We start from the raw sequence: 25642 nt of genomic DNA, 5'->3' as shown, positions 1-25642 counted from the left end.
GCGCCTACCAGCGCAGGACGACCGAACCCCAGGCCAGTCCGCCGCCGATCGCCTCGGTCACGATCAGATCGCCCGGCTTGATCTGGCCACGGGCCTTTCCCACGGACAGCGCCAATGGGATCGAGGCGGCGGAAGTGTTGCCGTGGTCCTGGACGGTGACGACGACACGGTCCATCGCGACCTGCATCCGTTTCGCGGTGCCCTCGATGATGCGGATATTGGCCTGGTGGGGGACGATCCAGTCAACGTCCTCGGGCGTCAGGCCCGCCTTGTCCAGCGCGGTGTGCGCCGTTTCTGCAAGCTTTTCAATGGCATGTCGGAAGACTTCCTTGCCTTCCATCACCAGGTGTCCCGTGGTCCCGGTCGAGGTGCCGCCGTCGACGTAAAGGATGTCCTTGTAGCGCCCGTCCGAGTTGAGGTCGGTCGCCAGGATGCCACGGTCGGCATTGGTCCCGGTGCCTTCGATGGCTTCAAGCACCACCGCGCCCGCGCCGTCGCCGAAAAGGACACAGGTGCCGCGGTCTTTCCAGTTCATCAGGCGGGAGAAGGTCTCTGCCCCGATGACAAGGACCCGGGTCGCTTGGCCGGACAGGATCAGGGCATTGGCATTGGCAAGGGCATAAACGAATCCCGCGCAGACGGCCTGGACGTCGAAGGCATAGCCCTTGGTCATGCCAAGCGCGTTCTGGACCATCGTGGCAACGGACGGAAAGGTCAGGTCCGGGGTCGAGGTCGCGACGATGATCGCGTCGATCTGGTCGGCTTCTATCCCGGCATCCGCGAGTGCGGCAATCGCCGCGCGGGTCGCAAGGTCGCTGGTGAGCTGGCCTTCCGCCGCGAAATGCCGCCGCTCGATCCCCGAGCGGGAGCGGATCCATTCGTCCGAAGTGTCGATGATGGCTTCGAATTCGGAGTTGGGGACGACACGGTCGGGCAGATAGTGCCCGACGCCCCTGACTGCGGCGCGTATCGTCATTCGGAAGGATTGCCTCCGGTCCCGGCCATTTCGGCCCCCACTTGGCCGGCATCCTGCCCCGCAGCTTCGGCGGATGCAACCCGCGCCGCAAGCCGTTCCAGGAAACGAACCTGTGCCAGTTGATAGGCAAGGCCGATGGCCGCGGCGACCCCGGTGGCGTCGGCGGAACCGTGCGATTTCACGACTGTGCCGTTCAATCCCAGGAACACACCGCCATTCACCCGGCGCGGGTCGATCCGCATCTGAAGACGCCGGAGCGCCCCCCGCGCAAGCAACGCCCCGAGCTTGGCCAGCAGCGTCGAGGTCAGCGTCTGGCGCAACAGGTCGCCCACCAGCCGCGCCGTGCCCTCGATGGCCTTGAGGGCGACATTGCCGGTGAAGCCATCGGTGACGATCACATCCACACGGTCCGACAGGATATCCGTGCCTTCGACGAAGCCGACGTAATCGAAACTGCCCGCCTCGGCATGGCGGCCCAGAAGGGCATGCGCCTCGTGCAGTTCAGCCCGGCCCTTGTGCTCTTCGGTGCCGACGTTCAGCAGACCGACGCGCGGGCGCGCGATGGCAAGCCCGTTGCGGGCGTAAGATGCACCCATGAAGGCGAATTGCAGCAGGTCGGTCGGCTCGGCCTTCACATCGGCGCCCATGTCCAGCATGACGTTCATCTTGCCGGGAGTGGGCGTCGGAAAGAGGCTGGCGATGGCCGGACGGCTGAGGCCCGGCAGTTTGCGCAGCCGCAGCATCGACACCGCCATCAGCGCGCCGGTGTTGCCGCAAGAGACCGCCGCCGCCGCCTCGTCGTCCTTTACCGCGTCGATGGTCGAGAACATCGAGGTGCCCTGGCCGTGGCGCATGACCTGGGCCGGCTTGTCCTCCATCTTCACGACACGCTCGGCATGGCGCAGGGTGATGCGGGATGCATGTTCGGGATGACGGGCGATCAGGGGACGCAGCACGGCTTCGTCGCCGTGCAGGATCGCGTCCATCCGGGGATGCTGGCCAAGGGATTCGACAAGACCGGCAACAACAGCTGCCGGTCCATGATCGCCACCCATGGCGTCAACGGAAATGACTACGCGCTCAGTGGCCGGGGCAGGTGCAGACTCGGGTCCGAGTGCCATCGGGACGCGCGCAGGATGCGCGGCTTACGCCGCGTCCTCGTCGATATCCACTTCGCGGGCCATCGAGACGACTTCGCGCGAATCGTAGTGGCCGCAGGCGCTGCACACGTGGTGCGGACGCTTCAGCTCGCCACAGTTCGGGCAATCGTTCGGATTGGCGGCAACCAGCGCGTCATGCGCGCGGCGCATGTTGCGCTTGGACTTCGTGGTGCGGTTCTGCGGGACAGCCATGTCTCAACCTTTGGGCAGTGGGGACATGCCCCGGATTTCCTTTGCGATTCAGCGTGGTTCTGCGGGATTCGGCAATGCAGGACCGATGCTGCTTCACAGCTTGAATGAGGCGCGGAACATACTCGGATTCCCGGTCGGCGCAAGCCCCTTTTCGCGGGCGCGGCAAGGGGGTGCAGGCAGGGTCATTCGTCCTTGTCCGATCCGGCTTTTCCTTTGGACTTCAGTTGTTCCGCAAGGCCCTGCAGCGCAGAAAACGGTTTGACGTCTTCGTCGGAAAGCGGGTCCACGCCATCCCCCGCATGGAGTGTCTGGGTGAAGTCGACCCCCGGCGCGCGGGGGTAAAGGGGCAGGCCCAAGGCCAGCGCCTCGGCGGCGATCTCGGCCAGGTCGATTACCTCGGGCATCGGTTCCACCGTGTCGTCCTCGGGCATCTCGACCTCGTCGCCATCGGGCAACTGGTAGCCCGCGACGTAGCGGCGGCGTACGGGTTCGTCGATCCTTGCCGGCACCGGGACCAAGGTGACGCTGCAGGGCTGGTCGGCGCGGGCGGTCAGCCGAGCCTCGAGCACCAGTTCATCGCGCCCCGAGGGGCGGATCTCGCCGGTGAGGTCCAGCGCAGCCAGGCCCAGAAGGCCCAGATCAGCCGCGAGTGCCGCGCGTTCCTGCGCATCGGGGCGATAGGCAAAGCGCGTGGGCTTGCGCGGACTGAGCCCGCCGGTGCGGAAGCGGGTGGGACGGGGCTGGGGCACATCGGTCATCGGCGGGACTTTCACGGGGCCGCCCCACGGGAAGGGTGCGGCGTTCCATTCTTGAACAAGGGGCTCATAGTCTGTTATCCCGAACGCCAAGGGTTTTGAAGAACCTGCGTTGATCGATGGCACAAGAGCGGGGCGTGAGGACAGGCATGGCAGATTTCCGGTTCGCGCGTTCGGTGCTTGCGGCCCGCCAGACGTCGCGCAAGGGGGTCATTGCACTGACCCTCGTCGCCATGATCGCTGGCTGTTCGCCGGTCTTTCGCAATCACGGCTATGTGCCGACCGAGCAGGAGCTTGCCCTGATCGAGGTCGGCACTGACACGCGCGAAACGGTGGGTGAGAAGATCGGCCGTCCGACAACCTCGGGCCTTCTGAACGATGTGGGCTGGTTCTACGTGCAAAGCCGCTACAAGCATTTCGGCCCGCGTGCCCCGCAAGAGATCGAGCGTCAGGTGCTGGCCGTGACCTTCAACGAGGCCGGGACCGTGGAAAACGTCGCCCGCTACGGGCTTGAGGACGGCAAGGTCGTCCAGATCTCGCGCCGGGTGACCGAGCCGAACGTGAAAGGCCTGGGCTTCATCCAGCAGATCCTGGGCAGCTTCGGTCGACTGCAGGCGGGCGACCTGCTGGCCGACTAGTCCTCGGGTTCGAAGGTCAAGGCCACGCCGTTGATACAGTAGCGCAGGCCGGTGGGGGCGGGGCCGTCCGGGAAGACGTGGCCCAGATGCGCGTCGCAGCGGTTGCAGTGAACCTCGGTCCGGCGCATGAACCAGCTGTTGTCCGACCGCTCGCCAACCATATCGGGGTCGAGGGGGGCATAGAAGCTGGGCCAGCCGGTGCCGCTGTCAAACTTGGTCTGCTGGTCGAACAGGGGCGCGCCGCAGCAGATGCAGCGGAAGGTGCCGGGGTCCTTGGGAAAGCTGTCGTGGGTGAAGGCGCGTTCGGTTCCGTGCTTGCGGGTCACCTTGTAGGCGAGGTCGGAAAGCTGGGCCTGCCATTCGGTATCGGTCTTGACGATCTTGTCCATGCGGGTCTCCTTTGAGGCTAATCTAGGGGCTGCGGCCGCAGGGGGAAAGGGCGTGAGGCCACTTCGAAAGGGTGTGTTGGTCGCAAGGCTGGCCGAGGGGCGGTCCGACATGGGCCGGGTCATGGCACTGCGGGCGGCCTGCTTTCCCCGGGTGTCGGGGGCGGAGGAGGACGCGCAGGATGGGCTGTCGGCGCATGTGATGGTCGAGGGACCGGCGGGGATGCTGGCCTACTTCCGGGTCATGCTGTTCGGCTGGGGCGCGGGGCTGGGGCAGGGCTACTCGGCGCGATTCTACGATGTGGAGCCGCTGTCGGGCTATGCGCGGCCCATAGCAGAGATGGGCCGGTTCTGCGTCGCCCCCGGTGGCGTGCATCCCGACGTGCTGCGGCTGGCCTGGGGGGCGATGACGCGGCTGGTGGACGAGGGGCAGGCGGGGCTTCTGGTCGGCTGTTCAAGTTTCCGCGGGGCCGGGTGGGAGGCGCATCGGGCGGGCCTTTCGCTGCTGGCAGCAGAGTTCGTCGGTCCGGTAGAGCACCTGCCGGGACGGAAGGCGACGGAGGTGGTGGAGTATCCTGCGCTGGTCGGGCCGGTCCTGGACCGGAGGGCGGCGCTGGCGGGGCTGCCGCCCCTTTTGCGAACCTATCTGGGGATGGGGGGCTGGGTCAGCGATCATGCGGTTGTGGACCGGGAGCTGGATACCCTGCATGTCTTTACCTGCGTCGAGGTGGACCGGGTGCCGCCCGCCCGGGCGGCCAGTTTGCGGGCGGTGGCGGGGTAGGTGTCCACCGTGGACAAGCTTTCGGGATGAGGGATTTCAAGGGGTTGCGCGTGGACCTTAAGACTGCCTTAATCAATTGACTGGTTGACTAGAACCACATGTCCCGCACATTGCGTCCATCGGAAGGCAGGTCTTCCCAGGTATCGTGCCCGTCGAAATGGTCAATGGGCAGGTCCATCAGCGGTGCCGGGTCGGTCATGCGGCAGTTGACGGCGATCCAGCGGGTGCCGTCAGCCCGCGCCTCGCGCGCCATGTTGAACATCATTGAACCGCACGTCCGGCAGAAGTGGAACTCTAGCTCCTTGCCGTCGGCGCGGCGGTAGGCGCCGGTATCCCCGGTGACGCCGACATCTTGGCCGAGGAAACCGTAGGCCCAGAGCGCGCCGGTGCGGCGGCAGATCGTGCAGTTGCAGGCGGTGACCGAGGCCGGGACTTCGGCCAGGGTCCAGCTGCAGGCGCCACAATGACAGGTTCCGGTGAGCATCGAGCCGCTTTTCGTTTGTCGCGCACAGCCTAGCAGACGCAACGGCGCTGGCAAAGAAGAGCGGCGTCAGCCCCCGCCGTGGAGCGCCTTGACCTCGGCGCCGATGGCATAGGCCTCGGCCTCGACGGATTCGTGATCGCGGACATAGCGTTGCGCAAAGCCCATCAGGCCCCAGCGGCGGAACTGTTCGACATGCTTCACCTCATGCGCCCAGAGGGCGATGTTGGTTTCTGCGTCCCGGGGGTCGGCGAAGACGATGGTGTCGACCATAGTGACGGCCGTCGCCTCGCCGTAGCGGATCGCGAGGGATTGGAGCGTCGAGTCCTCGGCGATGCCGGTGCGGTATTCGATGCTGTCCAGAAGATCGGCGGGATACCAGTCGAGAAGGGCTGTGCGAACATGGGGCGGCATCGGCTGGGTGCCTTCGGCCCAGGCGGCGTCACGCGACTGGACGAGGGCGTTGGCCAGGGCCGCTGCGGCCATGTCGAGGCCGGTTTCCAGCGCGGCCCGCCCCGTGGTGTCGAGGGGGAACGGCAGGCCGGGGCTTTGGGCCGAGGCTGGCGCGACAAGGACAACGGACAGAGCGAGGGCGCGCAACATGGGGGAAGGGTGCCAACCTTCCCTGCCCGGTGCAACCGGGGCACGGGCGTGGTGCCGCAAAGGTGAGCGGCAGCGTCTTGGGTGCGGGCGGTTAGGATATGGAGCGCGTGCCGCGCGAAGTCCATTGTCTCGGCCCTGCGTGTGAAGGACACGCAGGACCTGGGAGGGCCTCCGGCGGGGATATTTTGGGACAGATGAATGGGTGGGACTGCCCGCTTGGGAAGGGGCAGTCCTGCTTGATTTACGCCCGGCCGCGACGTCCGCCGCGACGGCCACCGGCGGCCTGGCTTGCGGCGGCGGAGGCTTCGGCGAAGCTAAGGCCGCCTTCGACGGCTTCCAGCACCTTGGCAAAGCGGATCCATTCGCCGCCATTGGCGTCGTGGTTCATCAGGAAGTTGGCGGCGCGAATCGCCTCCATTTCCTGCTGGCGGACGGGATTCATGATGGCGCTGGTCATGCCGGCGCCGATGGCCATCGGCAGGAAGGCGCCGTTGATGCCGTGGCGGTGCGGCAGGCCGAAGCTGATGTTCGAGGCACCGCAGGTGGTGTTGACGCCCAACTCCTCGCGCAGGCGGCGGACGAGGGCGAAGACCTGCTGGCCAGCCGATCCCATCGCGCCGACGGGCATGACGAGGGGATCGACCACGATGTCATGCGCCGGGATACCGAAATCGGCGGCGCGTTCGACGATCTTCTTGGCGACGGCAAAGCGGACGTCGGGGTCCTCGGAGATGCCAGTGTCGTCGTTCGAGATGGCCACGACCGGAACATTGTACTTCTTGACCAGCGGCAGGACGAGGTCCAGGCGGTGCTCTTCCCCGGTGACCGAGTTCAGGAGCGGGCGGCCTTCGCAGGCCATCAGCCCGGATTCGAGGGCGCCGGGGACCGACGAGTCGATGCACAGGGGCACGTCGACGGTCTGCTGGATGATCTCGATCAGGGCCTTCATCAGCGGCGGCTCGACGAAGTTGTTGTCGGCGTAGCGCGGGTCGGTCGCCATCTTGTTGGTGAAGACCGCACCGGAGTTCACGTCGAGGACAGTCGCACCGCAGGCAACCTGTTCGAGGGCGTCCTTGATGACGGTGTCGAAGTTGTCGGCTTCCAGTTCGGCGGCAAGCTTCTTGCGCCCCGTCGGGTTGATGCGTTCGCCGATCACGCAGAAGGGTTCGTCAAAGCCGATGATCACGGTTTTCGTTTTGGATTCAATGACAGTACGGGTCATTCTTGAAGCTTTCTCTTACGCGGTGGCGGAGGCCGGAACGCCCGAGGCGCCGCCGTTTTCGGTGACCCATTGGGCATTGGTCTTGATGCCGCCAAGGGGGAAGAAGTGGACCTGTTCGATGCCGAAGCCCGGGTTTGCGGCCTTGTGGGCGGCGAGGCCTTCTAGGACTTCGGTCGGCTCGTAGGGGAGCAGAAGCTTGGTCACGTCCATCGCGCGCTTTTGCAGGACCCGCAGCGAGGGGCCGACGCCGCAGGCGATGGCGAACTTGATCAGGGTTTGCAGCTTGGCAGGCCCGGCGATGCCGATGTGGACAGGAAGCTTGATACCCTCGGCCTGGAGGCGGTTCACCCAGTCGATGACGGGCTGGGCCTCGAAGCAGAACTGGGTGGCCATCGCCATCTGGGCGTCGGTGCGCTGCATGAAGGCGGACTTCCAGCGCGCGGCTTCCATGACCATGCGGTCGGAACCGTCGGGGTCGATGTCCTTGTTGCCTTCCGGGTGGCCCGCGACGTGCAACCTCTTGAAGCCGGTAAAGGCACCAGATTCAAGGAGTTGCATCGAAGTGCTGAACTCGCCCACGGGCTGCGAGACGCCGCCTGCGAGGAGAAGGCCCTGTTCAACGCCGACATCTTTGTAGCGCGCGACCCAGTCGGCCAGCGTGGCCTGGTCCTTGATGATGCGGGCCGGGAAGTGGGGCATGACATCGTAGCCTTCGGCCCCGATCCGCTTGGCGGTGGCCACCATGTCCTCGATAGGCGTGCCGTCGATGTGGGCGATGTAGACGCGGGTGCCCAAGGGCAGGATGTCGCGGAAACTGTCCACCTTTTCGGCGGTGCGTGGCATCACCTCGATCGAGTAGCCCTTGAGGAAGGGTTCCAGCGACCCGGTGGCGGGGGTGGCCTCTTCCTTGCGACGGAAATTGAACAGGGCCATGACGGTCTCCTTGAGAGTGGAAGGCGGGGGCAGGGTCATGAAGTCAGGCCTTGGCCCAGCCTTCGGCGTCGATCAGCGATTTCAGGCGGGCGGTGTCGAAGTCGGCTTCCAGCTTCGCGGCATAGTCGGCGGCTATGGTGTCGGGTTCGCCCTCCAGGTCGGCGACCACGGTCTTGCGCCATTCGGCAAGATAGGCGTCCGCGTCCTTGGCGCCGATCTTCATGGCGCAGCGGTCGATGGCCTGTTCGAAGCGTTCGGTCAGCTGGACCTTGGAGCCTTTGCGGCCCTTGCCAACGATGACTTGGGCCGGGATGTCGCGCCAGTAGACGATAGTGACTTCGGCCATGATGCGGTGATTCCCCTTTGCAGTGCTGACCCTGTTGATATGCGCCGATCCACGACAGCCGGTGTCGGTTTTCGACATGGCGACGCAAAGGAGCGACGTGCCCGGACCGGGCGTGGCAGCCTCAGGCTACCGGAGGCCGAAAAGGGAGGCCAGCCGCGACGGCGTGAGAAGTTCTCAAGGAAAGGATGAGCCACGTTCATGGCCGCCTGCCTGGCGGCGGTCACCAGCGGTAGTTCACGCCAATCTGCATCAGGCTGAAGTCGATGCTGCTGTCGGTGCCAGCGACATGTCCTGACAGGTCGAGGGCACCCAGGTCGGCGTGATCATAGCTGGCGGTCAACGACAGCTTTTCGGCGATGCGGCGTTCGACGCCGAGGCCGAGGGTCCAGCCGGTCAGTGTGGCGCTGTTGACGGTCGTGGCCCCGGCACCGCTGGTGCCCGCAACATCAGCCTGGGCAAAGCCGCCGGTGGCAAAATAGTGCATCTTGCCCGTGGCGAGGCCCGCGCGGCCGCGCAGCGTAATAAGGTCGCTGACCACGGTATCGCAGCGAAAGCAGCTTAGGAACAGATCAGACTGCGGCGAGGCCGATATCTCGCCGTTTGCCAGCGAGAGCGCTGCACCAAAGGTCAGCCTGCCGCGTTGCCAGTCACGGCCAAGTGTCAGGATCGGAAGGGTGCCGGACCAGTCGCTGGGGATGAGCGAGAGATCGAGATCGTTCAGACGCCAGGTGTTGTCGCCCCTCGGCCGGGCGGCGGCGATGCCGATGTAAAAGCCGGACCAGTCTTCCGGTACGGCAAGCGCAAGGGGCGCGGGTTCGGCGGGCGCGGATACGGCGGGCGCGGTTTCGACCGGGCCGCCTGCAAGTGCAGCGGAACAGGCAATAACGCAAAGGATGCCGGCTGCTGCCAGGGGTCCTGATCTGGATGTCATGTCTGCCTCAGTTTCTTTTTCTGCCAGCGTAAGTAGCCGGGCGGGCAGGCGTCAATGCCGAGAGAGGGCCTGATTCGAATCGGTTGTTAGAGGCAGGCAGGATTGCAACAGCGCGAAAGCGTGGCGGGCAAGCTTGTCAGGGCGGCAAAAGGCGTCTACCTTTTTGGTAACCACAGATGGAGGGCGGTCATGACGCCCGAGCGTCCCCATAGGGCGGACGCGACAGACACGCAGGTCGAGACCCCGGTGGCGGTCTCCCGCTTGGATGAGCCGTCAGCCCTATCCGACCCGGGGTCGGCACCGCTTTATGCGGCGCTTGACCTTGGAACGAACAGTTGCCGGATGCTGATTGCCCAACCTCTGGGCAGTCAGTTCTCGATCATCGACAGCTTTTCGAAGTCAGTGCAGCTGGGCGTGGGGCTGGAAGCTTCGGGCCGGTTGTCGCGGGCCTCGATGGGCCGGACGATCCAGGCGCTGCGGATCTGCGAGAAGAAGATCGAGAAGCATGGCGTCGCCCGGATGCGTCTGGTGGCAACCGAGGCGTGCAGACGAGCGCGTAATGCCAAGGATTTCATCCGCCAGGTGCGCCGCGAAACCGGCCTGGCGCTGGAGATCATCGCCCCCGAGGAAGAGGCCCGGCTTGCCGTCATCTCTTGCGCGCCGCTGGTCAACACTTCGACCGAGCAGCTGCTGGTGGTCGATATCGGCGGCGGCTCGACCGAGCTGGTCTGGATCGACCTGAGCGCGGTGGCCCCCGCCGACCGGCCGCGCGCGATCATGCGGCTGCACATGGGGTTCAACGCGCAGGGCGAGGGCGCGGTGGCGCGGGTGGTGGACTGGATTTCGGTGCCGCTGGGGGTGGCGACGTTGAAGGACCAGTTCATCGACGTCGATGACGATGCGGCGCGCTTTGCGCTGATGAGCTGGTTCTTCGAGGAGAACCTGGCCAGCTTCAGCCCCTACAATGCCGAGAACCCGCGCGAAGGCTTCCAGATCATCGGCACCTCGGGCACGGTGACCACGGTGGCGGCGTCGTTCCTGAACCTGAAACGTTATGACCGGACCAAGGTGGACGGGTTGCAGATGACATCCGACCAGATCGACCTTGTGATCCGGGAATATCTGGCGCTGGGGCCGGAAGGGCGGCGGACCGACCCGCGGATCGGGCGCGACCGGCATGCGCTGATCATGTCGGGGGCGGCGATCCTGCAGGCCCTGATGCGCATCTGGCCCACGGACCGCTTGTCGGTGGCCGACAGGGGCCTTAGGGAGGGGCTTCTCTATGCGCAGATGAGCGCGGACGGCGTGCTTTCGGACGGACCCTACACATGAGCGAGAAACAGACCTCCGGGCGCGGGCAGCGTGAGCTGCGGGTGCGCGTCAAGACCGCCAAGGGGCGCAAGCTTTCCTCGACGCTGTGGCTGGAGCGGCAGCTGAACGACCCTTACGTGATCCGCGCGCGCAAAGAGGGGTATCGGGGCCGGGCGGCCTACAAGATCCTGGAGCTGGACGACAAGTACGGCTTCCTGAAACCGGGGGCGCGGGTGGTCGATCTGGGCTGCGCGCCGGGGGGCTGGTGTCAGGTGGCGGCGTTGCGGGTCAACGCGCTGGGGCAGAACCCGAAGAAACCGATCGGCTATGTGCTGGGTGTCGACCTGCAAGAGGTCGAGGCGATCTCGGGCGCGGAAATCCACCAGCTGGACTTTCTGGAGGATGGCGCGGAAGACAAGGTCAAGGGCTGGCTGGGTGGCCGTGCCGACGTGGTGATGTCGGACATGGCGGCGGCGGCCAGCGGGCACAAGGGCACCGATCACCTGCGCATTGTGGCGCTGATCGAAGCGGCGCTGGCCTTTGCCTTCGACGTGCTGGAGGACGACGGCACCTTTGTCGCCAAGGTGCTGGCGGGCGGGGCCGAGCAGCAGATGCAGACCTTGCTGAAGAAGAATTTCAAGAAGGTGGCAAACGTGAAGCCACCGGCCAGCCGGGCAGACAGTTCGGAAAAGTTCGTCGTGGCGATGGGCTTCCGCGGCCGTCTGGTCGAGGGCGGCGAAGGGCAGTCTGACCCTGACGCGGGTCCTCTGGGGTGACCTCCCCTCACCTCCGGCCCCTCTCCCGCGGGGGGAGAGGGCAGTGGTCGGCCGCAATTCTCTAGAATGACAATGAAAAAGGCGCCCGAAGGCGCCCTGTTTCAGCGGGGTGGAGCTGATCAGCCGCCCCAGCTGCGGACCGGTCCGCAATCCATGTGGACGAAGTTTGAGCGCGAATACTTGCCGACCCCGCCCGAAGCGCAGGCCGCAGCCGCCTTGGCCATCTGCCCGACTGAACGTGACTGAAGCCGCAAGTCGGCTGCCTGGCCCTTCATGTGCAGCGAGTTCTTCGCAACACCGCCAGACCTTGACCGGAGCATGGCGTTGGTTCTGGGGGAGCGGTAGCCGGAAAGCAGCATGTAGGGTTCGGACACGTCCATGAGCCGATGCGAGGCGGCCATGATGTCGATCGTGCGCATGTCCATCTTGACGGTGTCGTCCGACCGCCAATCGCGCATGAAATGATTGATTTCCTTGAGGACTTCCGGGATGTATTCGCCTTCGATCCAGTAGATCGTATCCATGCTTTCGCCGGTGCGGCCCGAATACATGCGGATGCGGCGGATGTCGCCGGCGCCCCTGAGGACACCGAATGCGTTGGTGTAGGTCGGAGCCGCCACCAGGGCTGTCGCAGCGAACGCACCAAGAAGGCCGCGCCGCGAGACGCCGATAAGCTTGTTGTCCGTCATTCTAACGTCTGTCCCCGTGCTGTCTTCGACTGCCGTTTCGCAGCTTTTCTTGCAACTTCTTCCCCAAGTGCAGCGTTGTTATTGCACAAGTGGAATCGAAGCCCAAGCACCGATTGGCTGCGTCGCGGACAGCACAACCGCAATCGGCAAATTTTTGCTGAACGCCACCGAAAATTGCCGACTGTTGTGTGGTTGCATCGGTTTGCGGCAGGACTGTTGCCAAAGTTGACACAGTGGGTCCCGGTAAGTCCGTCTTCGGGTTTGTGATTGGACAGGGTTTGCAGATCGGCGAAAAGATGCCAATAAGAACTCAAGTCGTTGGAATAGAGGGCCGAATGCATTTTTCCGTTCCGCACAAGCTGTCGCGGCTGTCGCTGCTTGTGACCCTGTCCCTGGTATTGGCCCCTGCAATGGGCTCGATGGCGAAGTCCGAGGCCACGGCCTTCACCCAGTCCCTGGCCGCCACCGCCGCCTCTGACGCGGCGATTGCCGAGTGGTACCGGACAACGAACTACGAAACTCTGTGGACCGGGCCCGAGGATGCGGCGCGACGGGCGGCCCTTCTGGCGGCTATTGCGACGGCCGGGGATCACGGGCTGCCGGTGCCACGCTATGATGCGACGGCGCTGACGGTGGCGCTTCAATCTGCTGAAACCGAGGGCGACCGAGGGCGGGTCGAGGTCGAGATGACGCGGGCCTATCTGGCTTGGGCGCAGGACCTTACGGCAGGCGCGCTGGAGCCGCAGAAGATCGATGCCGGTATCGTGCGTGAAATCAACCGGATCGAGCCAAAGGTTCTGCTTGCGCGCATTGCGAACGGCGAGCCCGAGGCAGTGCTGGCCTGGCTGCTGCCGAAATCTCTGCAATACGTGCAGTTGATGAAGGCCAAGCTTGGGATTGAGGCGCAGATCGCGGCAGGTGGATGGGGTTCGGCGATCCAGGCGGTGGCGCTGAAGCCTGGAGACACGGGGCCTGCGGTCATCGCCCTGCGCGACCGTCTGGTGCGGATGGGCTATCTTGCTCCGTCAGCCGTGGCGAGCTACGACCGGGCCATGCAGGCGGCGGTGACGGCGTTCCAGCTGAACCACGGACTGACGGCGGATGGCGCTGCGGGCGAAGGCACGGTTGCCGAACTCAACGTCGGCCCGGAAGAACGGCTGAAGTCGGTGATCGTCGCGATGGAGCGCGAGCGCTGGATGCACTTTGACCGTGAGGTCAAGCATGTCTGGGTGAACCTGCCGGACTTCCGCGCGAAGATCATCGAGGACGGCAAGACCGTCTTCGAGACCCGCGTCGTGATCGGGAAGAACGTCCCCGACCAGCGGAGCCCGGAGTTCTCGGACGAGATGGAGCATATGGTCATCAACCCTTCCTGGGGGGTGCCGCGGTCGATCATCGTCAAGGAATACTTACCGCTTTTGCAGCGCAACCCGAACGCTGTCAGCCATATCCAGGTGATCGACGGACGGGGGCGGGTGGTGCCGCGCGGCTCGGTGAACTTCGGGGCCTACAGCGCGCGATCCTTCCCTTTCAGCATGCGTCAGCCGCCTTCGGACGGGAACGCGCTGGGGAAGGTGAAGTTCATGTTCCCGAACGTGCACAACATCTATCTGCATGACACTCCGTCGAAGTCGTTGTTCGACAAGGAAGTTCGCGCCTACAGCCACGGCTGCATCCGGGTCGCTGACCCCTTCGCGCTGGCGCATGAACTTCTGTCCTGGCAGACCGACAATGCCGAGGCCGAGTTCGAGGCGGCCCTGAAGACCGGCAAGGAAACCACGGTGAAGCTGAAGCAGCATCTTCCGGTGCACCTGGTCTATTTCACCGCCTATCCAGACGCGAAGGGTCGCATGACCTATCGCCGCGATGTCTATGGGCGGGATGCGGTGCTTTGGGGCGCCTTGTCAGAGGCCGGGGTGGAACTGGCGGGCGTTCAGGGTTAAGTCTGGGGCTTGGACAGCCGAGGACGTCATGGCCCACAGGATCGGGGATATCGCACGCGCATTGGGGGCCGAAGCCGAGGGCGACCTTGACCTTGAGGTCGCGGGTGCCTCCGAGCCACAGGTTGCCGGGCCGGAGCACCTGGCTCTGGCGATGGACCCGCGCTACGCGGACGGAATTTCCAAGGGACAGGCGCTGGCTGCGATTGTCTGGCCGGGTGCGGACTGGCGCGGCATGGGGCTGCAGGCCGCGATCTTCGCACCGCGCGGTCGGCTTGCGATGGCGGGGCTGACGCGGCTGATGGACCCGGGACCCGCGATTGCGGCAGGGGTGCATCCGATGGCCCTGGTGGACCCCACGGCCGAGATCGGCGCCGGGGCGGCCGTCGGTCCCTTCGTGGTGATTGGGGCTGGGGCCCGGATCGGGCCGGGCGCGCGCATTGCCAGCCACGTGACGATTGCCGAAGGTGCCCGCATCGGGGCCGAACCCCTGATCCTGCAAGGCGTACGGATCGGGGCGCGGGTGACCATCGGGGACCGCTTCATCTGCCAGCCTGGAGCGGTGATCGGGGCGGATGGGTTTTCCTTTGTGACGCCCGAGAAGTCGGGAGTCGAGGAGATCCGGGAGACGCTGGGTAGCCGCGCCGAGATCAGGGATCAGACTTGGACGCGGATACATTCATTGGGCGCCGTAACCATCGGGGATGATGTGGAAATCGGCGCAAACGTCTGTATCGATCGAGGCACGATCCGGGATACGCAGATCGGCTCGGGCACCAAGCTGGATAATCTGGTCCACATCGGCCACAACGTCCAGATCGGCCGAGATTGCCTGCTCTGCGGGCAGGTGGGCATAGCGGGATCTGCCCGGATCGGCGACCGGGTGGTGCTGGCGGGGCAATGCGGGGTCAACGACAACATCTTTGTCGGCAACGACGTGATCGCGGGCGGCGCCACCAAGATCTTCACCAACGCGCCGGCGGGCCGGGTCCTGTTGGGCTATCCGGCGGTGAAGATGGAGACGCATGTCGAGATCCAGAAGGCGCTGCGCCGTCTGCCCAGGCTGGCCGCCCGGGTGGCCCGGCTTGAGAAGGGCCAGGCCGAGCCGGAGGTCGAATAGGTGGAACGGGCCAATATCGAGGCGGCGGTGATCGAGATCCTGGCGCAGCAGCTGTTGCTGCAGCCCGAGGAGATTGCGGCAGAGGCCGTGATCGACGATCTGGGGCTGGACAGCCTTGGCAAGGTCGAGGCGATCTTCGCATTGGAGGAACGCTTCGACATCTCGATCCCGTTCAACGCTAACGAGCCTGACCAGCCCGATTTCGACTTTTCCAGCGTCCCCCGCATCGTCGTGGGCGTCGAGCGCCTGATCGCCCAGCGGGCGGCATGAGGCGCGTCGTCATTACCGGCATCGGCACGGTGAACGCCCTGGCCCCCGACGTGCCGGGGACGTTCCAGGCCTTCCGCGAGGGGCGCTGCGGTATCGGCCCCTTAAGCTTTCGCGATGCCGACCGCCTGACAATCCGGGTCGGAGCGGAGGTCCGCAACTGGCAGGCCGCGGACCGCTTTGCAGCCAGCGATCTGCCACTTTATGACCGGGTGACGCAATATGCGCTGGTGGCCGGGGCGGAAGCGGTGGCGATGGCTGGTCTGTCCGGCGCTCTCGGGTCCCGTGGCGGGGTGATCCTGGGCACGGCGGCGGGCGGCATCCAGACCTGGGAAGACAGTTATCGTGCCGTTTTCGCTGACGGAAAGAGCCGGGTTTCGCCGCTGGTGGTGCCACGTCTGATGCACAATGCCCCGGCGTCGCATCTGTCGATCCGGCACGGGCTGACCGGGCCGGTGCTGGCAGTGTCCTCGGCCTGTGCCAGTGCCAATCACGCGATGGGCCTGGCGCTGCAGCAGATCCGCGTCGGGGCAGCGGATGTGATGCTGACGGGCGGAGCCGAGGCGATGCTCTGCTTTGGCGGCGTGAAGGCCTGGGAAGGGCTGCGGGTGCTGGCGCCCGATGCGTGCCGTCCGTTCTCGCTGGGCCGAAAGGGCATGGTGATTGGCGATGGCGCCGGGGTTCTGGTCTTCGAGGCCGAGGAGCATGCACGGGCGCGGGGCGCGCGTGTCCTTGCCGAGGTCGCTGGCTTCGGGATGACGGCTGATGCCGGAGACATCGTGGCGCCAAGTGCCGAGGGTGCGGGCCGGGCGATGCGGGCGGCGCTGGCGGACGCCGGGATGGAGATCGCGGAGATCGGTTACATCAACGCGCATGGCACCGGGACGTTGGCCAACGACCGGGCCGAGGCGGCGGCGATCCGTGTGGTGTTCGGCGGGACACCGCCTCCGGTGTCCTCGACCAAGGCGATGCACGGCCACGCCATCGGTGCGACCGGGGCGCTGGAGGCCATCGCCTGTGTCCTTGCATTGACCGAAGGGGTGCTGCCCCCGACAATCGGGTTTCAGGTCCCGGACCCGGACTGCGCGCTGGATGTGATACCCAGGGTCGCGCGCCAGTCCCGCGTCGCTGCCGCCTTGTCGAACGCGTTTGCTTTCGGGGGGTTGAACGCCGTTCTGGCGTTTCGGCGCGGCTGAATGAAGCGGGGCCGGTCAAGAGACCGGCCCGGAAGCGGAACGATCGTCAGATCATTCTTTCGCAGCACCTTCGGCCGGGGCTGCTTCAGCGGGAGCCGCGGACTGCGATGCCGCGTCCGCGGCGTCATTCGCTGCAGTGACTGCTGCGTAGCCCGCCGTGAAGCCCTTGAGCGAGAGCGTCAGTTCGACCTTCTCGTCCGGGGCCACGAAGGGAACGATGGTGATCTTGGCATTGGCCCCGGCCTTCATCGCGGCAATCTCTTCGGCGGTAAAGCCGATGCGCGCCACGCAGCCGATCTGGGCGCAGAAGGTGAAGGGGTAGAGTTTGCTCTTGGCTTGGTCGATCTGCAAGGTCATCCCGGCGGTCAGCAGGGTCTCGAGCGGGGCGATGAAGGTGGCTCCGGCAACGGCGGGGCCCTCGCTGCCCTTGGGCAGGTTGAACATCGTGAACTCGGCGACCGAATTGCCCTCCTGGTCTTTCAGGAGCAGGTAAAGCTGGCAGGGGTCGGCACCACTTTCGGTGCGGACGCACTTCTGCTCCCAGGCCTCGAAGGTCGCGGCGGTGTATGTGCTGCCCGGACCGTCGGGTGCACCAACCTCCTGACCCATTGCCAGGGTGTCGACGCCATCGGCAGGAGCGGCTTCTTCCGTCGCCGGGGCCGCTTCCGTCTGCGCCATCAGCGGCGTGGCTGCCAGTGCCAGGATCAGGGCCAGGGCGGTGCTCGTGGTCTTTGCCATCTTCGACATGTCCTTTGGTCGGTCGATTATTGTCTGGGTCTCTAGCATGGGGTCCCGGGCAAGTCAGGTGAGAAAAACGTGTCCCGTGTGGTTCTGGCGCGGTTCTGCCCGCCGCACGCCCCAAATTGAAAAAGGGCCGGAATTCCGGCCCTTTTGCATATTGTTTTTTGCTCCCTGTCGGACTGGCCGACTTCATGGAAACGGACGCTAAGGCGGAAAGTGGACGTCGTCAACGGGTTCTTTTGCGGAACGTCACAGAAAAAAACCGCGCCTTTTCAAGGGCGCGGCCAGTTAACAGGGAGGAAGTCACCGTCAGCCCCGACAGATGGCCGGGTCCGACCTCTTGAGTCTGGCAGAATGGAGTTAACAATGTATGTTTGGTCCCGTCGGTGGTCTGGAGTGTATCTCCGGCATGGTTCAACCAGGGGTTGTGAGGGGCGGACGTGACGGAACAGGGAATGGCGGCGGACAGCATCTTCGTGGGTGGCGGCGGCGAGGGCTACGGCGCCCCGCAACGGCTTTTGCTGAAATACGGCAACCGGCACGGGCTGATCGCGGGGGCCACCGGAACCGGGAAGACCGTGACGCTGCAGATCCTGGCCGAGGGTTTCTCGGCAGCGGGGGTTCCGGTCTTCATGGCCGACGTGAAGGGCGACCTTGCGGGAATTGCGGCCTCGGGGTCGGAAAGCCACAAGCTGCACGATGCCTTCACCAAGCGGTCGGCGCAGATCGGGCTGGACCTGCAGTACCGGGCCTTTCCGGTGATCTTCTGGGACCTCTTCGGCGAGAAGGGGCATCCGGTGCGGGCGACGGTGGCCGAGATGGGGCCGCTTTTGCTGTCGCGTCTTCTGGAACTGTCCGAGCCGCAGGAGGGGGTGCTGAACGTGGCGTTCCGCCTGTCGGACGAGGAGGAGCTGCCGCTTCTGGACCTGAAGGACCTGCAGGCGTTGCTGACCTTTGTGGCCGAGAATGCCCAGGCGATTTCGGCGCGCTATGGTCTGGTGTCGAAGGAATCCGTGGGCGCGATCCAGCGGCGGCTGCTGGTGCTGGAGAACCAGGGAGGTGCCAGCCTGTTCGGTGAGCCGGCGCTGGACCTTGCGGACCTGATAACGGTGGACGCAAGCGGAGCCGGGCGGATCAGCATCCTTGCAGCAGACAAGCTGATGAACTCGCCTCGGCTTTACGCAACGTTCCTGTTGTGGCTGCTGTCCGAGCTGTTCGAGATGCTGCCCGAGGTGGGCGACCCGGACAAGCCGAAGCTGGTGTTCTTCTTCGACGAAGCTCACCTCTTGTTCGACGATGCCCCGAAGGCGCTGGTCTCGAAGGTCGAGCAGGTGGCGCGGCTGATCCGGTCGAAGGGGGTGGGGGTCTATTTCATCACCCAGAACCCCGCAGACGTACCGGATGACATCCTGGGTCAGCTGGGCAACCGCGTGCAGCACGCGCTGCGGGCCTTCACCGCGAAGGACCAGAAGGACCTGGCCAAGGCGGCCGAGACCTACCGACCGAACCCGCGCTTCAAGATCGACGAGGCGATCCGCGACGTCGGCACGGGCGAGGCGGTGACTTCGCTCTTGGAGGCAAAGGGAATTCCGGGCATCGCCGAGCGGACGCTGGTGCGGCCTCCATCAAGCCAGCTTGGCCCGCTGGATGAGGCGACACGGGCGGCGGTGATTGCGGGGTCTCCGGTGCGGGGGAAGTACGAGAAGGTGCTGGACCGGGAAAGCGCCTTCGAGAAGTTGCGTGCCCGAGCCGACGCAGCCGCACGCGATGCGGCCGCGCTTGAAGAGCGTCAGGTCGAAGAAAAACGCGAGTTCGAGCGGGCGCGGCGGTATGACGGGAATGGCTATGGCGCCGACAAGCCGAAGCGGACTGGCACCTCCAGCCGATCGGATTCGGTTGGCACCGCTTTTGCCAAAAGCTTCGCGCGGCAGCTGGGCACCAAGTCCGGGCAGGCGCTAGTACGGGGGATCTTGGGGTCGATCTTCGGGAAGCGTTGAGAGAAGACCGTTGAGGCGTCTTCCGTAATCGTTACAGTGCCGGGAAACCGGGAGGAGACAGGATGAAACGGTCACGTATCAACGACATCATGCGTGCGGCGGATGACATGATCCGACACTATGGCTTCGTGCTGCCGCCGTTTGCCAACTGGTCCCCTGACCAGTTCAAGGCGCGCAAGGACGTGAGCGCCATCATCGAGGCGCGCTGCGGCTGGGACATCACCGATTACGGCCAGGGCAAGTTCGACGAGATGGGTCTGTTCCTGTTCACCCTGCGCAACGGGCGGCTCGCCGACCTGCAGCGCGGCGGGGGCATGTGCTATGCCGAGAAGCTCTTGATCAGCCGCCAGGACCAACTGTCGCCGATGCACACCCATGTCATCAAGGCCGAGGACATCATCAACCGGGGTGGGGCGACCTTGGTGATCGAGCTTTACGGGTCGGATGACCAAGGCAACTTCGCCTGGGACAAGGGCGGGATGGTGCGCTGCGACGGGATCGACACGCCTTACGGGCCGGGGACCAAGCTGAAGCTTGCGCCGGGTGAAAGCGTCACGCTGATGCCGGGTGACTGGCATGCCTTCTGGGGCGAGGGCGGGGATGTGCTGATTGGTGAGGTCTCGACCGTGAATGACGACCTGACGGACAACATCTTCCGCGAACCTATCGGTCGCTTCGCCGAGATCGACGAGGATGAGGCACCCTGGCATCTGCTGGTCAGCGACTACGATCAGTGGCTGAAGTGAAGGGCTGGACATGAAAAAGGGGGCGCCGCAGGGCGCCCCCCTTATGCATCGAGGGTAGGCTCAGTTACCGGGCGGGCAGGCGCCGTTCACGAGCGGGACCTTGCAGTCGGCCTCTGCGGCAGCCGGAGCGGTGGTGGTCGTCGCCGCCGGAGCCGGAGTTGCCGGGGCCACGGCAGATGTCGCAGCGGGAGTGGCAACGGCGATAGAGGGCGTTGGCAGCACCTTGAGGGCCGGAACTGCGCCCGCAGGCACCACGACCGGGTTCGCCGCCTTGGGCTTGGCCGCGACCTTCGGGGCTGGCGGCTTCGGGATGTAAAGGCCCTTTGGCATCTCGCCGCTTGCGGTGAGGACAATGACCTTCTCGCCGCCGGACAGCCGACCATAGAGGTCCATCACGTCCTGATTGATCATACGGATGCAGCCGGAGGACGCGTTGCGACCGATGGACTGCCATTCCGGCGTGCCGTGGATGCGGTAGCCATAGTCCTTGCCGCCCGAGGTCAGGTAGATCGCACGGGCCCCAAGCGGATTGGTCGGGCCACCGGGCTGGCCATTTTCCCACTTGGCAAGCTTGGGGTCGCGGGCGATCATTTCCTTCGGCGGGGTCCAGGTCGGCCAGGGCTTCTTCTCGGCGACGATCGCCTCGCCCGACCATTCGAACCCGGCACGACCGACGGAAATCCCGTAGCGGATCGCCTTGTTCTTGCCGACGACATAGTACAGCAGCCGGGTCTTGGGGTTGATGATGATCGTGCCGGCGGGCTGGTCGGTCTCGTAGGCGACGACCTGGCGGCGGTGGGTTTCGGGGATCTTCTCGACGGGCAGGGCGGGGATCTGGATCCCGGCGTCCATCGTGGCGACGTAGACGTTCTCGCCTGCCTTTGGCATCACCTGGGTGGACGCCGTGGGTCCGGCGGCAGGATCGACGCAGGCGGCAAGCAGGGCCGCGGCCAGAAGCGCCGGGGTCAGTCGGATAAAGCGACGGGAAGTCTGCAGCATAAAAGCATCCACACTTGATCGACCCATCGGCACAATGTCGCAGGTCCGTTACCGCGCACGCTAACCGAGCGTCACGTGCAGGTCAAACCGCGTGGGGTTTTGAAACGGATCACGGGACCGTGAAAACGGCTGATTTCCAAGGCATAGTTGCCCGCGTGCCGCAGATTCTGGCGCGCGGGCAGTCCGGTCAGAGCGTGGTGCGCAAGGCCCAGAGTTCCGGGAACAGCTCGACGTCCAGCATCCGGCGCAGGTAGGAGACCCCCGACGTGCCCCCCGTCCCGCGCTTGATGCCGATGACGCGGGCGACGGTCGTCAGGTGGTTGAAGCGCCAGCGGCGGAAGTAATCCTCGAAATCCACCAGTTTCTCGGCCAGCTCATAGGCCTGCCAATGGGCGGTAGGGTCGCGGTAGACGATCTCCCACGCGGATTGCACGCCGGGGTGCAGGGTCCACGTGTCCCGTAGGTCGCGGGCCAGGACGTCTTGCGGGACGGGCAGGCCCTGGCGGGCAAGGTGGCGCAGCGCCTCGTCGTAAAGGGTGGGGCGCGCCAGCTCGGCCTCCAGTCTTTCGGTCAGGTCGGGGCGGTGGGCGTGGGGCTTCAGCATGGCAAGATTGCGGTTGCCGACCGCGTATTCGATCAGCCGGTATTGCCAGGACTGGAAGCCCGAGGACTGGCCCAGCTTTTCGCGGAAGGTTGTGTAGTCTGCGGGCGTCATGGTGCGTAGGACGTCCCAGGCCGAATTCAGTTGCTCGAAGATCCGCGAGACGCGGGCCAGCATCTTGAACGCCTCTTGCGCGCGGTCGGCGGCGATCATCCGGCGGGCGGCGTCGATCTCGTGCAGGGCAAGACGCATCCAAAGCTCCGACGTCTGGTGCTGGATGATGAACAGCATCTCGTCATGCGCATCGGTCAGCGGCGTCTGGGCACCGAGGATGCGGTCGATGTGGAGGTAGTCGCCATAGGACATGCGGCCGTCAAAGGCCATCTGGGCGCCATCCTCGGCGGGGTTGAAGGGGCAGGTGGTCATCTCGTGTCTCCGATGTGAAAGGGGTTTCAGCGGGAGAGACGGGGTTTCCGGTTCAGGATCGACAGATTGCCCATGCGTCGCCAGAGGGCGACCCATCCCGCTGGACGGCAGAGGGGAGGCAGCGTCACGGGGCGCATGATAGCCCCAGGGCAGCGCAGGTTTCCAGGGCAAGGCGGCGTTCGGGGTCGTCGTCGGGCGCGACGCCCATGCCGCCGACATAGCCAAGGACGGCCCAGCTCATCCCGGCGTCTTGTGCGGCCTGACGCTTGTCGGCAAGGAAGGCGTGAAACCAGTCGCGCGGCAGGCTTCGGTCCCCGGCAGTATGCAGGGCCCCGAACTCGCCCAGGAAAAGGCTCGACCGGGGGATGCCGTGCTGATCCGCCCATTCGGTCGCACGGGTCACGTCGTAGGTGACGGCGGTTTCGGGCAGCTGACGGTAGTCGGCAATCGCCTTTTCGATCGCTTCGACGTCAGCCTGGCCGACCTCGGCGGTCATGTGCTGGATCGCGGCGGCGGCGACTTCGGCCGCAATCTCGTCGGTGACGGCAGAGGGCGGATAGGGCAGGTCCCAGATGTGTTTCGCCGGCGGTCCTGTCCAGCCCGCGCCCTGATGGGTGAAGAGGAACGGCTCGTAGCTGTGGAAGGTCCAGAGCACGTTGTCGTCCGGGATCAGCGCCGGGTCAAGCGAGGCCAGCGCGTTGGCCTGGCTCCAGCAGGCACCGGTCAGGACGATGGTCATGTCGGGCGCTGCGGCCCGGGCGGCGGCATGGGCCTCGGCTTGCTTGGCGGGCCAGCGGGCGGGGGCGTCGCCATAGACCGCGTCGCAGTCAAAGGGGGGTTCGTTCAAAAGTTCCAGCGCGACCGTGTCGGCGGGAAGGTCGTTCAGGCCTTCGGCAATGCGACCGACCAGGGTGACATAGTCGGGCCACTTGTCGCCGATGATGCTTTCGACGCCACCGATATCTTCGCCACGCGGGATCGGGTGCAGATCGACCACCACCTTGAGACCGGCGTCCACGGCCGTTTCGGCGGCGATACGGATACCCTGGACCAGCTGGTTCTGCCGGTCGCCGGGGCCGAAGGCGATGAGCGGTCCGGGGTCCACCGGCATCCGCACGAAGTCGAAGCCCTGGGCCAGCAGGCCTTCGTACATCGCTGGCGTCACGTCGCGGCGGACGTCCGGGAAGTTTTCAAGGTGTGTAAGATCGGCCAGCATATCGCTCATGCTGGGCCATTCCAGCCAGAGGGTCGTGTTGACCCCCCGCTGCAACGAGATCGGCTCGGCCTGGGCGGTACCTGCCAGCAGGGCCAGCAGAACAAAGGTCAGGCGCGGCATCGATCCCTCCGATGGGTCAGGTAACCCGGGCGCGTTCCTTGAACTCGGGCTTGTCCCAGGTTCCGTAGTCCATGATCTTCGCCAGCACCGAAACCGCGCGGGCCACGTCGTCCTCGTCTATATACAGCGGCGTGAAGCCGAAACGAAGGATGTCGGGGGCACGAAAATCGCCAATCACGCCTTCGGCAATCAGCGCCTGCATGATCGCGTAGCCCTCGGGGTGGCGGAAGCTGACCTGGCTGCCGCGCATCAGGTGCGAGCGGGGGGTGGCCAGTTGCAGCATGGGGGCACGGGTCTCGATGCCCTTGATGAACTGGTCCTGAAGGCGCAGCGACTGGGCATGCACTTCGGCCAGGTCGACGCCGTCCCAGACCGCCATCGCAGCGTCAAGGGCGGCGATCTGCAGCACCGGAGGGGTGCCGACGCGCATCCGCTCGATCCCTGCGCCGGGGCGGTAGGTTAGGTCGAAGGCGAAGGGAGACGCATGGCCAAGCCAGCCTGAGAGGGCGGGGCGGGCGGTGTCGGCGTGTTTCGGGGCCACATAGATGAACGCCGGGCCGCCGGGGCCGGAGTTGAGGTACTTGTAGGTGCAACCTACCGCAAAATCGGCCTTTGCGGCAGTCAGGTCGACCGGGATCGCGCCGGCGCTGTGGGCAAGATCCCAGATCGTCAGCGCCCCCATCTCATGCGCGCGCCTCGTGATCTCGGCCATGTCGTGCCGCCGTCCGGTTCGGTAGTCGACCTCGGTGATCAGGGTCACGGCGACGGTGTCGTCGATGGCGGCCATCACCTCTTCGGGGGCTACGGTCTTCAGGCGGTACTGGCCGCCCAGCGTGCGGCACAGGCCCTCGGCCATGTAAAGGTCAGAGGGGAAATTGCCGGTGTCGGACAGGATCACCCGACGCTTGGGGTTCAGCTCCAGCGCCGACGCAAGCGCCTGGTAGACCTTGATCGACAAGGTATCGCCCAGGACCACGGTACCGGGCCCGGCCCCGATCAGCTTGCCGATCCGGTCGCCCAGAACGGCAGGCTGCGCCATCCAGCCGGCCTTGTTCCAGCCGCGGATCAGAAGCTCTGCCCATTCCTCCTGCATCGCTTGCAGCATCCTGGCCGGCGCGGTCTTCACCATCGGACCAAGCGAGTTCCCATCAAGGTAGACGACGCCCTCGGGCAGGTGAAAGAGGGCCTTGGTTGCGGCAAAATCAACGGGCATGCAGGGGTCCTTCATGGTTTGTCCGGTTATGCTTTGGAACGTCAGAAATTTCAAGCTTGAAACTGTTCCGGGCGGGGCATGTCACCGTAGCGACGTTTCATCCACAACGCGCGACAGCTGCCCTTGCGGCAGTGGGACCCAGCGTCTAGACGGAACGAAAAGGAGCCGGCCCGTGCCTTTGACCCTGCGCGACATCGACATTCCGCCCAGCTGGCTTGTGCTGCACATCGGCGCGGCCTGGGGTCTGTCGCTGGTCTCCCCGCAGGTCTTCGAGGCCTGGGGGGCGGTCCTGGGGCAGATCCTTGTCGGGCTGGGGGCGCTTGTGATGGGGGCTGCGGCGCTGCAGATGGTGCTGTCGCGTACAACGGTGATCCCACGACGGAACCCCTCGGCCCTGGTGACGGGCGGGCTGTTCGCCTGGTCACGCAATCCGATATATTTGGCCGATGCGGTGATCCTGACCGGGGCGATCCTGTGGCTGGATGCAGTGCTGGCACTTCCGCTCATCGCCAGCTTCGTCTGGCTGATCCAGACCCGTTTCATCCGCGACGAGGAGGCCCGGCTCACCGAGGCTTTTGGACCGGAGTTCGATCTCTGGGCCAACCGGACAAGACGGTGGCTGGGGCGGAAAAGTGGGGTTTGAAATAATGTTGCGCAATGCTATGTGCGTCGGGTCAGTTTATGACCGCGCAGGCCAGATCGGGGGAAAAGGGTGAAGATAGGCGCTTTGACGGAGGTTTTCCCGGGCGAGAACCGGGTTTCGATGACGCCGGATTCGGCTTTGCAGCTGGCGAAGCTGGGGCATGAGAGCTGCATCCAGTCGGGGGCGGGGGCGAGGGCCGGGTTTTCGGACGCGCTTTATGCGGCGGCGGGGGTCGAG

The 25642-nt window shown here is 65.3% G+C and carries 28 protein-coding genes and 1 pseudogene; 12 read left to right on the top strand and 17 right to left on the bottom strand.

Going from position 1 to position 25642, the window contains the following annotated elements:
- Nucleotides 1-4: 4 nt before the first annotated feature.
- The 4 genes from Q8M85_RS04305 to Q8M85_RS04290 form a co-directional block, all read right to left on the bottom strand.
- Nucleotides 5-976, bottom strand: a complete 972-nt coding sequence (locus Q8M85_RS04305; RefSeq protein WP_305540698.1) for a beta-ketoacyl-ACP synthase III — start codon at nt 974-976, stop codon at nt 5-7.
- Entirely contained in the window at nt 973-2097 is a 1125-nt protein-coding gene (plsX, locus tag Q8M85_RS04300; protein ID WP_305540696.1) for a phosphate acyltransferase PlsX, read from the bottom strand. Before plsX ends, Q8M85_RS04305 begins: the two co-directional genes overlap by 4 nt.
- A 24-nt stretch (nt 2098-2121) precedes the next feature.
- On the bottom strand, nt 2122-2328 hold the full coding sequence (rpmF, locus tag Q8M85_RS04295; protein WP_295078639.1) for a 50S ribosomal protein L32: 207 nt from the start codon (nt 2326-2328) through the stop codon (nt 2122-2124).
- Between the two features lie 182 nt (nt 2329-2510).
- Nucleotides 2511-3086 carry a YceD family protein gene (locus Q8M85_RS04290; protein ID WP_305540693.1) on the bottom strand — a complete coding sequence of 192 codons (576 nt, stop codon included), beginning with the start codon at nt 3084-3086 and terminating at the stop codon, nt 2511-2513.
- A gap of 146 nt (nt 3087-3232) precedes the next feature.
- Here Q8M85_RS04290 and Q8M85_RS04285 point away from each other — a divergent pair, with 146 nt between their 5' ends.
- Nucleotides 3233-3721, top strand: a complete 489-nt coding sequence (locus tag Q8M85_RS04285; RefSeq protein ID WP_305540691.1) for an outer membrane protein assembly factor BamE — start codon at nt 3233-3235, stop codon at nt 3719-3721.
- Here the strand turns inward: Q8M85_RS04285 and msrB are convergent.
- On the bottom strand, nt 3718-4110 hold the full coding sequence (msrB, locus tag Q8M85_RS04280) for a peptide-methionine (R)-S-oxide reductase MsrB (RefSeq protein ID WP_305540689.1): 393 nt from the start codon (nt 4108-4110) through the stop codon (nt 3718-3720). The genes Q8M85_RS04285 and msrB overlap by 4 nt on opposite strands.
- A gap of 52 nt (nt 4111-4162) precedes the next feature.
- Between msrB and Q8M85_RS04275 the strand changes: the two genes are divergently transcribed.
- Nucleotides 4163-4888, top strand: a complete 726-nt coding sequence (locus Q8M85_RS04275) for a GNAT family N-acyltransferase (protein ID WP_305540686.1) — start codon at nt 4163-4165, stop codon at nt 4886-4888.
- Between the two features lie 88 nt (nt 4889-4976).
- Here Q8M85_RS04275 and Q8M85_RS04270 read toward each other — a convergent pair whose 3' ends face one another.
- The 6 genes from Q8M85_RS04270 to Q8M85_RS04245 form a co-directional block, all read right to left on the bottom strand.
- A complete protein-coding gene (locus Q8M85_RS04270; RefSeq protein ID WP_305540683.1) occupies nt 4977-5372 on the bottom strand; it encodes a GFA family protein in 396 nt (131 codons plus the stop codon).
- A gap of 66 nt (nt 5373-5438) precedes the next feature.
- Nucleotides 5439-5972, bottom strand: a complete 534-nt coding sequence (locus Q8M85_RS04265; protein ID WP_305540681.1) for a DUF4157 domain-containing protein — start codon at nt 5970-5972, stop codon at nt 5439-5441.
- Nucleotides 5973-6213: 241 nt separating this feature from the next.
- Entirely contained in the window at nt 6214-7194 is a 981-nt protein-coding gene (locus tag Q8M85_RS04260; protein ID WP_305540678.1) for a methyltetrahydrofolate cobalamin methyltransferase, read from the bottom strand.
- A 15-nt stretch (nt 7195-7209) separates the two neighbouring features.
- Entirely contained in the window at nt 7210-8127 is a 918-nt protein-coding gene (locus Q8M85_RS04255) for a methylenetetrahydrofolate reductase (RefSeq protein WP_305540675.1), read from the bottom strand.
- A 43-nt stretch (nt 8128-8170) separates the two neighbouring features.
- Nucleotides 8171-8473, bottom strand: a complete 303-nt coding sequence (locus tag Q8M85_RS04250) for a virulence factor (RefSeq protein ID WP_305540672.1) — start codon at nt 8471-8473, stop codon at nt 8171-8173.
- A 220-nt stretch (nt 8474-8693) separates the two neighbouring features.
- Nucleotides 8694-9404 carry an outer membrane protein gene (locus tag Q8M85_RS04245; RefSeq protein WP_305540670.1) on the bottom strand — a complete coding sequence of 237 codons (711 nt, stop codon included), beginning with the start codon at nt 9402-9404 and terminating at the stop codon, nt 8694-8696.
- Between the two features lie 189 nt (nt 9405-9593).
- Between Q8M85_RS04245 and Q8M85_RS04240 the strand changes: the two genes are divergently transcribed.
- Both Q8M85_RS04240 and Q8M85_RS04235 read left to right on the top strand, forming a co-directional pair.
- Nucleotides 9594-10736 (top strand): Ppx/GppA phosphatase family protein, encoded by a 1143-nt coding sequence (locus Q8M85_RS04240; RefSeq protein WP_305540667.1) that lies wholly within the window; start codon nt 9594-9596, stop codon nt 10734-10736.
- Complete coding sequence (locus Q8M85_RS04235) at nt 10733-11491, top strand: RlmE family RNA methyltransferase (protein ID WP_305540664.1); 759 nt, start codon at nt 10733-10735, stop codon at nt 11489-11491. The genes Q8M85_RS04240 and Q8M85_RS04235 overlap by 4 nt, the downstream gene beginning before the upstream one ends.
- Nucleotides 11492-11610: 119 nt before the next feature.
- On the opposite strand, the gene Q8M85_RS04230 is transcribed toward Q8M85_RS04235, so the two are convergent.
- Nucleotides 11611-12180 carry a DUF882 domain-containing protein gene (locus Q8M85_RS04230; RefSeq protein WP_305540661.1) on the bottom strand — a complete coding sequence of 190 codons (570 nt, stop codon included), beginning with the start codon at nt 12178-12180 and terminating at the stop codon, nt 11611-11613.
- A gap of 335 nt (nt 12181-12515) precedes the next feature.
- On the opposite strand from Q8M85_RS04230, the gene Q8M85_RS04225 reads away from it, so the two are divergent.
- Genes Q8M85_RS04225 through Q8M85_RS04210 form a run of 4 tightly spaced genes read left to right on the top strand, consistent with a single transcriptional unit; the run spans nt 12516 to nt 16703 of the window.
- Nucleotides 12516-14123 (top strand): murein L,D-transpeptidase, encoded by a 1608-nt coding sequence (locus tag Q8M85_RS04225; RefSeq protein WP_371135194.1) that lies wholly within the window; start codon nt 12516-12518, stop codon nt 14121-14123.
- Nucleotides 14124-14151: 28 nt separating this feature from the next.
- On the top strand, nt 14152-15240 hold the full coding sequence (locus Q8M85_RS04220) for a UDP-3-O-(3-hydroxymyristoyl)glucosamine N-acyltransferase (protein WP_305540659.1): 1089 nt from the start codon (nt 14152-14154) through the stop codon (nt 15238-15240).
- A complete protein-coding gene (locus tag Q8M85_RS04215; RefSeq protein WP_305540656.1) occupies nt 15241-15510 on the top strand; it encodes an acyl carrier protein in 270 nt (89 codons plus the stop codon).
- Nucleotides 15507-16703 carry a beta-ketoacyl synthase gene (locus Q8M85_RS04210; protein WP_305540653.1) on the top strand — a complete coding sequence of 399 codons (1197 nt, stop codon included), beginning with the start codon at nt 15507-15509 and terminating at the stop codon, nt 16701-16703. Before Q8M85_RS04215 ends, Q8M85_RS04210 begins: the two co-directional genes overlap by 4 nt.
- A 51-nt stretch (nt 16704-16754) precedes the next feature.
- On the opposite strand, the gene Q8M85_RS04205 is transcribed toward Q8M85_RS04210, so the two are convergent.
- A complete protein-coding gene (locus Q8M85_RS04205; protein ID WP_305540650.1) occupies nt 16755-17441 on the bottom strand; it encodes an invasion associated locus B family protein in 687 nt (228 codons plus the stop codon).
- A gap of 458 nt (nt 17442-17899) precedes the next feature.
- Between Q8M85_RS04205 and Q8M85_RS04200 the strand changes: the two genes are divergently transcribed.
- Both Q8M85_RS04200 and Q8M85_RS04195 read left to right on the top strand, forming a co-directional pair.
- Nucleotides 17900-19441, top strand: a complete 1542-nt coding sequence (locus Q8M85_RS04200; protein ID WP_305541014.1) for a helicase HerA-like domain-containing protein — start codon at nt 17900-17902, stop codon at nt 19439-19441.
- Nucleotides 19442-19503: 62 nt separating this feature from the next.
- Nucleotides 19504-20187 carry a D-lyxose/D-mannose family sugar isomerase gene (locus Q8M85_RS04195; RefSeq protein WP_305540647.1) on the top strand — a complete coding sequence of 228 codons (684 nt, stop codon included), beginning with the start codon at nt 19504-19506 and terminating at the stop codon, nt 20185-20187.
- A gap of 60 nt (nt 20188-20247) precedes the next feature.
- On the opposite strand, the gene Q8M85_RS04190 is transcribed toward Q8M85_RS04195, so the two are convergent.
- The 4 genes from Q8M85_RS04190 to kynU all read right to left on the bottom strand — a co-directional run bounded on the left by Q8M85_RS04190 (nt 20248) and on the right by kynU (nt 24762).
- Nucleotides 20248-21186 carry a L,D-transpeptidase gene (locus tag Q8M85_RS04190; protein ID WP_305540644.1) on the bottom strand — a complete coding sequence of 313 codons (939 nt, stop codon included), beginning with the start codon at nt 21184-21186 and terminating at the stop codon, nt 20248-20250.
- A 187-nt stretch (nt 21187-21373) separates the two neighbouring features.
- Nucleotides 21374-22213, bottom strand: a complete 840-nt coding sequence (gene kynA / locus Q8M85_RS04185) for a tryptophan 2,3-dioxygenase (RefSeq protein WP_305540641.1) — start codon at nt 22211-22213, stop codon at nt 21374-21376.
- A gap of 124 nt (nt 22214-22337) precedes the next feature.
- Nucleotides 22338-23549 (bottom strand): glycoside hydrolase family 5 protein, encoded by a 1212-nt coding sequence (locus tag Q8M85_RS04180; protein WP_305540638.1) that lies wholly within the window; start codon nt 23547-23549, stop codon nt 22338-22340.
- A 16-nt stretch (nt 23550-23565) separates the two neighbouring features.
- Nucleotides 23566-24762, bottom strand: coding sequence for a kynureninase (gene kynU / locus Q8M85_RS04175; RefSeq protein ID WP_305540635.1), 1197 nt, complete (start codon nt 24760-24762; stop codon nt 23566-23568).
- 172 nt (nt 24763-24934) lie between these two features.
- On the opposite strand from kynU, the gene Q8M85_RS04170 reads away from it, so the two are divergent.
- On the top strand, nt 24935-25405 hold the full coding sequence (locus Q8M85_RS04170; RefSeq protein WP_305540632.1) for an isoprenylcysteine carboxylmethyltransferase family protein: 471 nt from the start codon (nt 24935-24937) through the stop codon (nt 25403-25405).
- A 69-nt stretch (nt 25406-25474) separates the two neighbouring features.
- A pseudogene (locus tag Q8M85_RS04165) lies at nt 25475-25642 on the top strand (NAD(P)(+) transhydrogenase (Re/Si-specific) subunit alpha); the annotation flags it as partial.

Origin of the sequence: Tabrizicola sp. (genome assembly GCF_030694085.1) — a bacterium.
Taxonomy (GTDB): domain Bacteria; phylum Pseudomonadota; class Alphaproteobacteria; order Rhodobacterales; family Rhodobacteraceae; genus Tabrizicola.
This window is presented reverse-complemented; position numbering and strand designations above follow the sequence as displayed.

Excerpts from the sequence above, each read along its gene's own strand:
- Q8M85_RS04305 (WP_305540698.1), bottom strand. The coding sequence starts at position 976 with ATGACGATACGCGCCGCAGTCAGGGGCGTCGGGCACTATCTGCCCGAC.
- plsX (WP_305540696.1), bottom strand. The coding sequence starts at position 2,097 with ATGGCACTCGGACCCGAGTCTGCACCTGCCCCGGCCACTGAGCGCGTA.
- rpmF (WP_295078639.1), bottom strand. The coding sequence starts at position 2,328 with ATGGCTGTCCCGCAGAACCGCACCACGAAGTCCAAGCGCAACATGCGC.
- Q8M85_RS04290 (WP_305540693.1), bottom strand. The coding sequence starts at position 3,086 with ATGACCGATGTGCCCCAGCCCCGTCCCACCCGCTTCCGCACCGGCGGG.
- Q8M85_RS04285 (WP_305540691.1), top strand. The coding sequence starts at position 3,233 with ATGGCAGATTTCCGGTTCGCGCGTTCGGTGCTTGCGGCCCGCCAGACG.
- msrB (WP_305540689.1), bottom strand. The coding sequence starts at position 4,110 with ATGGACAAGATCGTCAAGACCGATACCGAATGGCAGGCCCAGCTTTCC.
- Q8M85_RS04270 (WP_305540683.1), bottom strand. The coding sequence starts at position 5,372 with ATGCTCACCGGAACCTGTCATTGTGGCGCCTGCAGCTGGACCCTGGCC.
- Q8M85_RS04265 (WP_305540681.1), bottom strand. The coding sequence starts at position 5,972 with ATGTTGCGCGCCCTCGCTCTGTCCGTTGTCCTTGTCGCGCCAGCCTCG.
- Q8M85_RS04260 (WP_305540678.1), bottom strand. The coding sequence starts at position 7,194 with ATGACCCGTACTGTCATTGAATCCAAAACGAAAACCGTGATCATCGGC.
- Q8M85_RS04255 (WP_305540675.1), bottom strand. The coding sequence starts at position 8,127 with ATGGCCCTGTTCAATTTCCGTCGCAAGGAAGAGGCCACCCCCGCCACC.
- Q8M85_RS04250 (WP_305540672.1), bottom strand. The coding sequence starts at position 8,473 with ATGGCCGAAGTCACTATCGTCTACTGGCGCGACATCCCGGCCCAAGTC.
- Q8M85_RS04245 (WP_305540670.1), bottom strand. The coding sequence starts at position 9,404 with ATGACATCCAGATCAGGACCCCTGGCAGCAGCCGGCATCCTTTGCGTT.
- Q8M85_RS04240 (WP_305540667.1), top strand. The coding sequence starts at position 9,594 with ATGACGCCCGAGCGTCCCCATAGGGCGGACGCGACAGACACGCAGGTC.
- Q8M85_RS04235 (WP_305540664.1), top strand. The coding sequence starts at position 10,733 with ATGAGCGAGAAACAGACCTCCGGGCGCGGGCAGCGTGAGCTGCGGGTG.
- Q8M85_RS04230 (WP_305540661.1), bottom strand. The coding sequence starts at position 12,180 with ATGACGGACAACAAGCTTATCGGCGTCTCGCGGCGCGGCCTTCTTGGT.
- Q8M85_RS04225 (WP_371135194.1), top strand. The coding sequence starts at position 12,516 with ATGCATTTTTCCGTTCCGCACAAGCTGTCGCGGCTGTCGCTGCTTGTG.
- Q8M85_RS04220 (WP_305540659.1), top strand. The coding sequence starts at position 14,152 with ATGGCCCACAGGATCGGGGATATCGCACGCGCATTGGGGGCCGAAGCC.
- Q8M85_RS04210 (WP_305540653.1), top strand. The coding sequence starts at position 15,507 with ATGAGGCGCGTCGTCATTACCGGCATCGGCACGGTGAACGCCCTGGCC.
- Q8M85_RS04205 (WP_305540650.1), bottom strand. The coding sequence starts at position 17,441 with ATGGCAAAGACCACGAGCACCGCCCTGGCCCTGATCCTGGCACTGGCA.
- Q8M85_RS04200 (WP_305541014.1), top strand. The coding sequence starts at position 17,900 with ATGGCGGCGGACAGCATCTTCGTGGGTGGCGGCGGCGAGGGCTACGGC.
- Q8M85_RS04195 (WP_305540647.1), top strand. The coding sequence starts at position 19,504 with ATGAAACGGTCACGTATCAACGACATCATGCGTGCGGCGGATGACATG.
- Q8M85_RS04190 (WP_305540644.1), bottom strand. The coding sequence starts at position 21,186 with ATGCTGCAGACTTCCCGTCGCTTTATCCGACTGACCCCGGCGCTTCTG.
- kynA (WP_305540641.1), bottom strand. The coding sequence starts at position 22,213 with ATGACCACCTGCCCCTTCAACCCCGCCGAGGATGGCGCCCAGATGGCC.
- Q8M85_RS04180 (WP_305540638.1), bottom strand. The coding sequence starts at position 23,549 with ATGCCGCGCCTGACCTTTGTTCTGCTGGCCCTGCTGGCAGGTACCGCC.
- kynU (WP_305540635.1), bottom strand. The coding sequence starts at position 24,762 with ATGCCCGTTGATTTTGCCGCAACCAAGGCCCTCTTTCACCTGCCCGAG.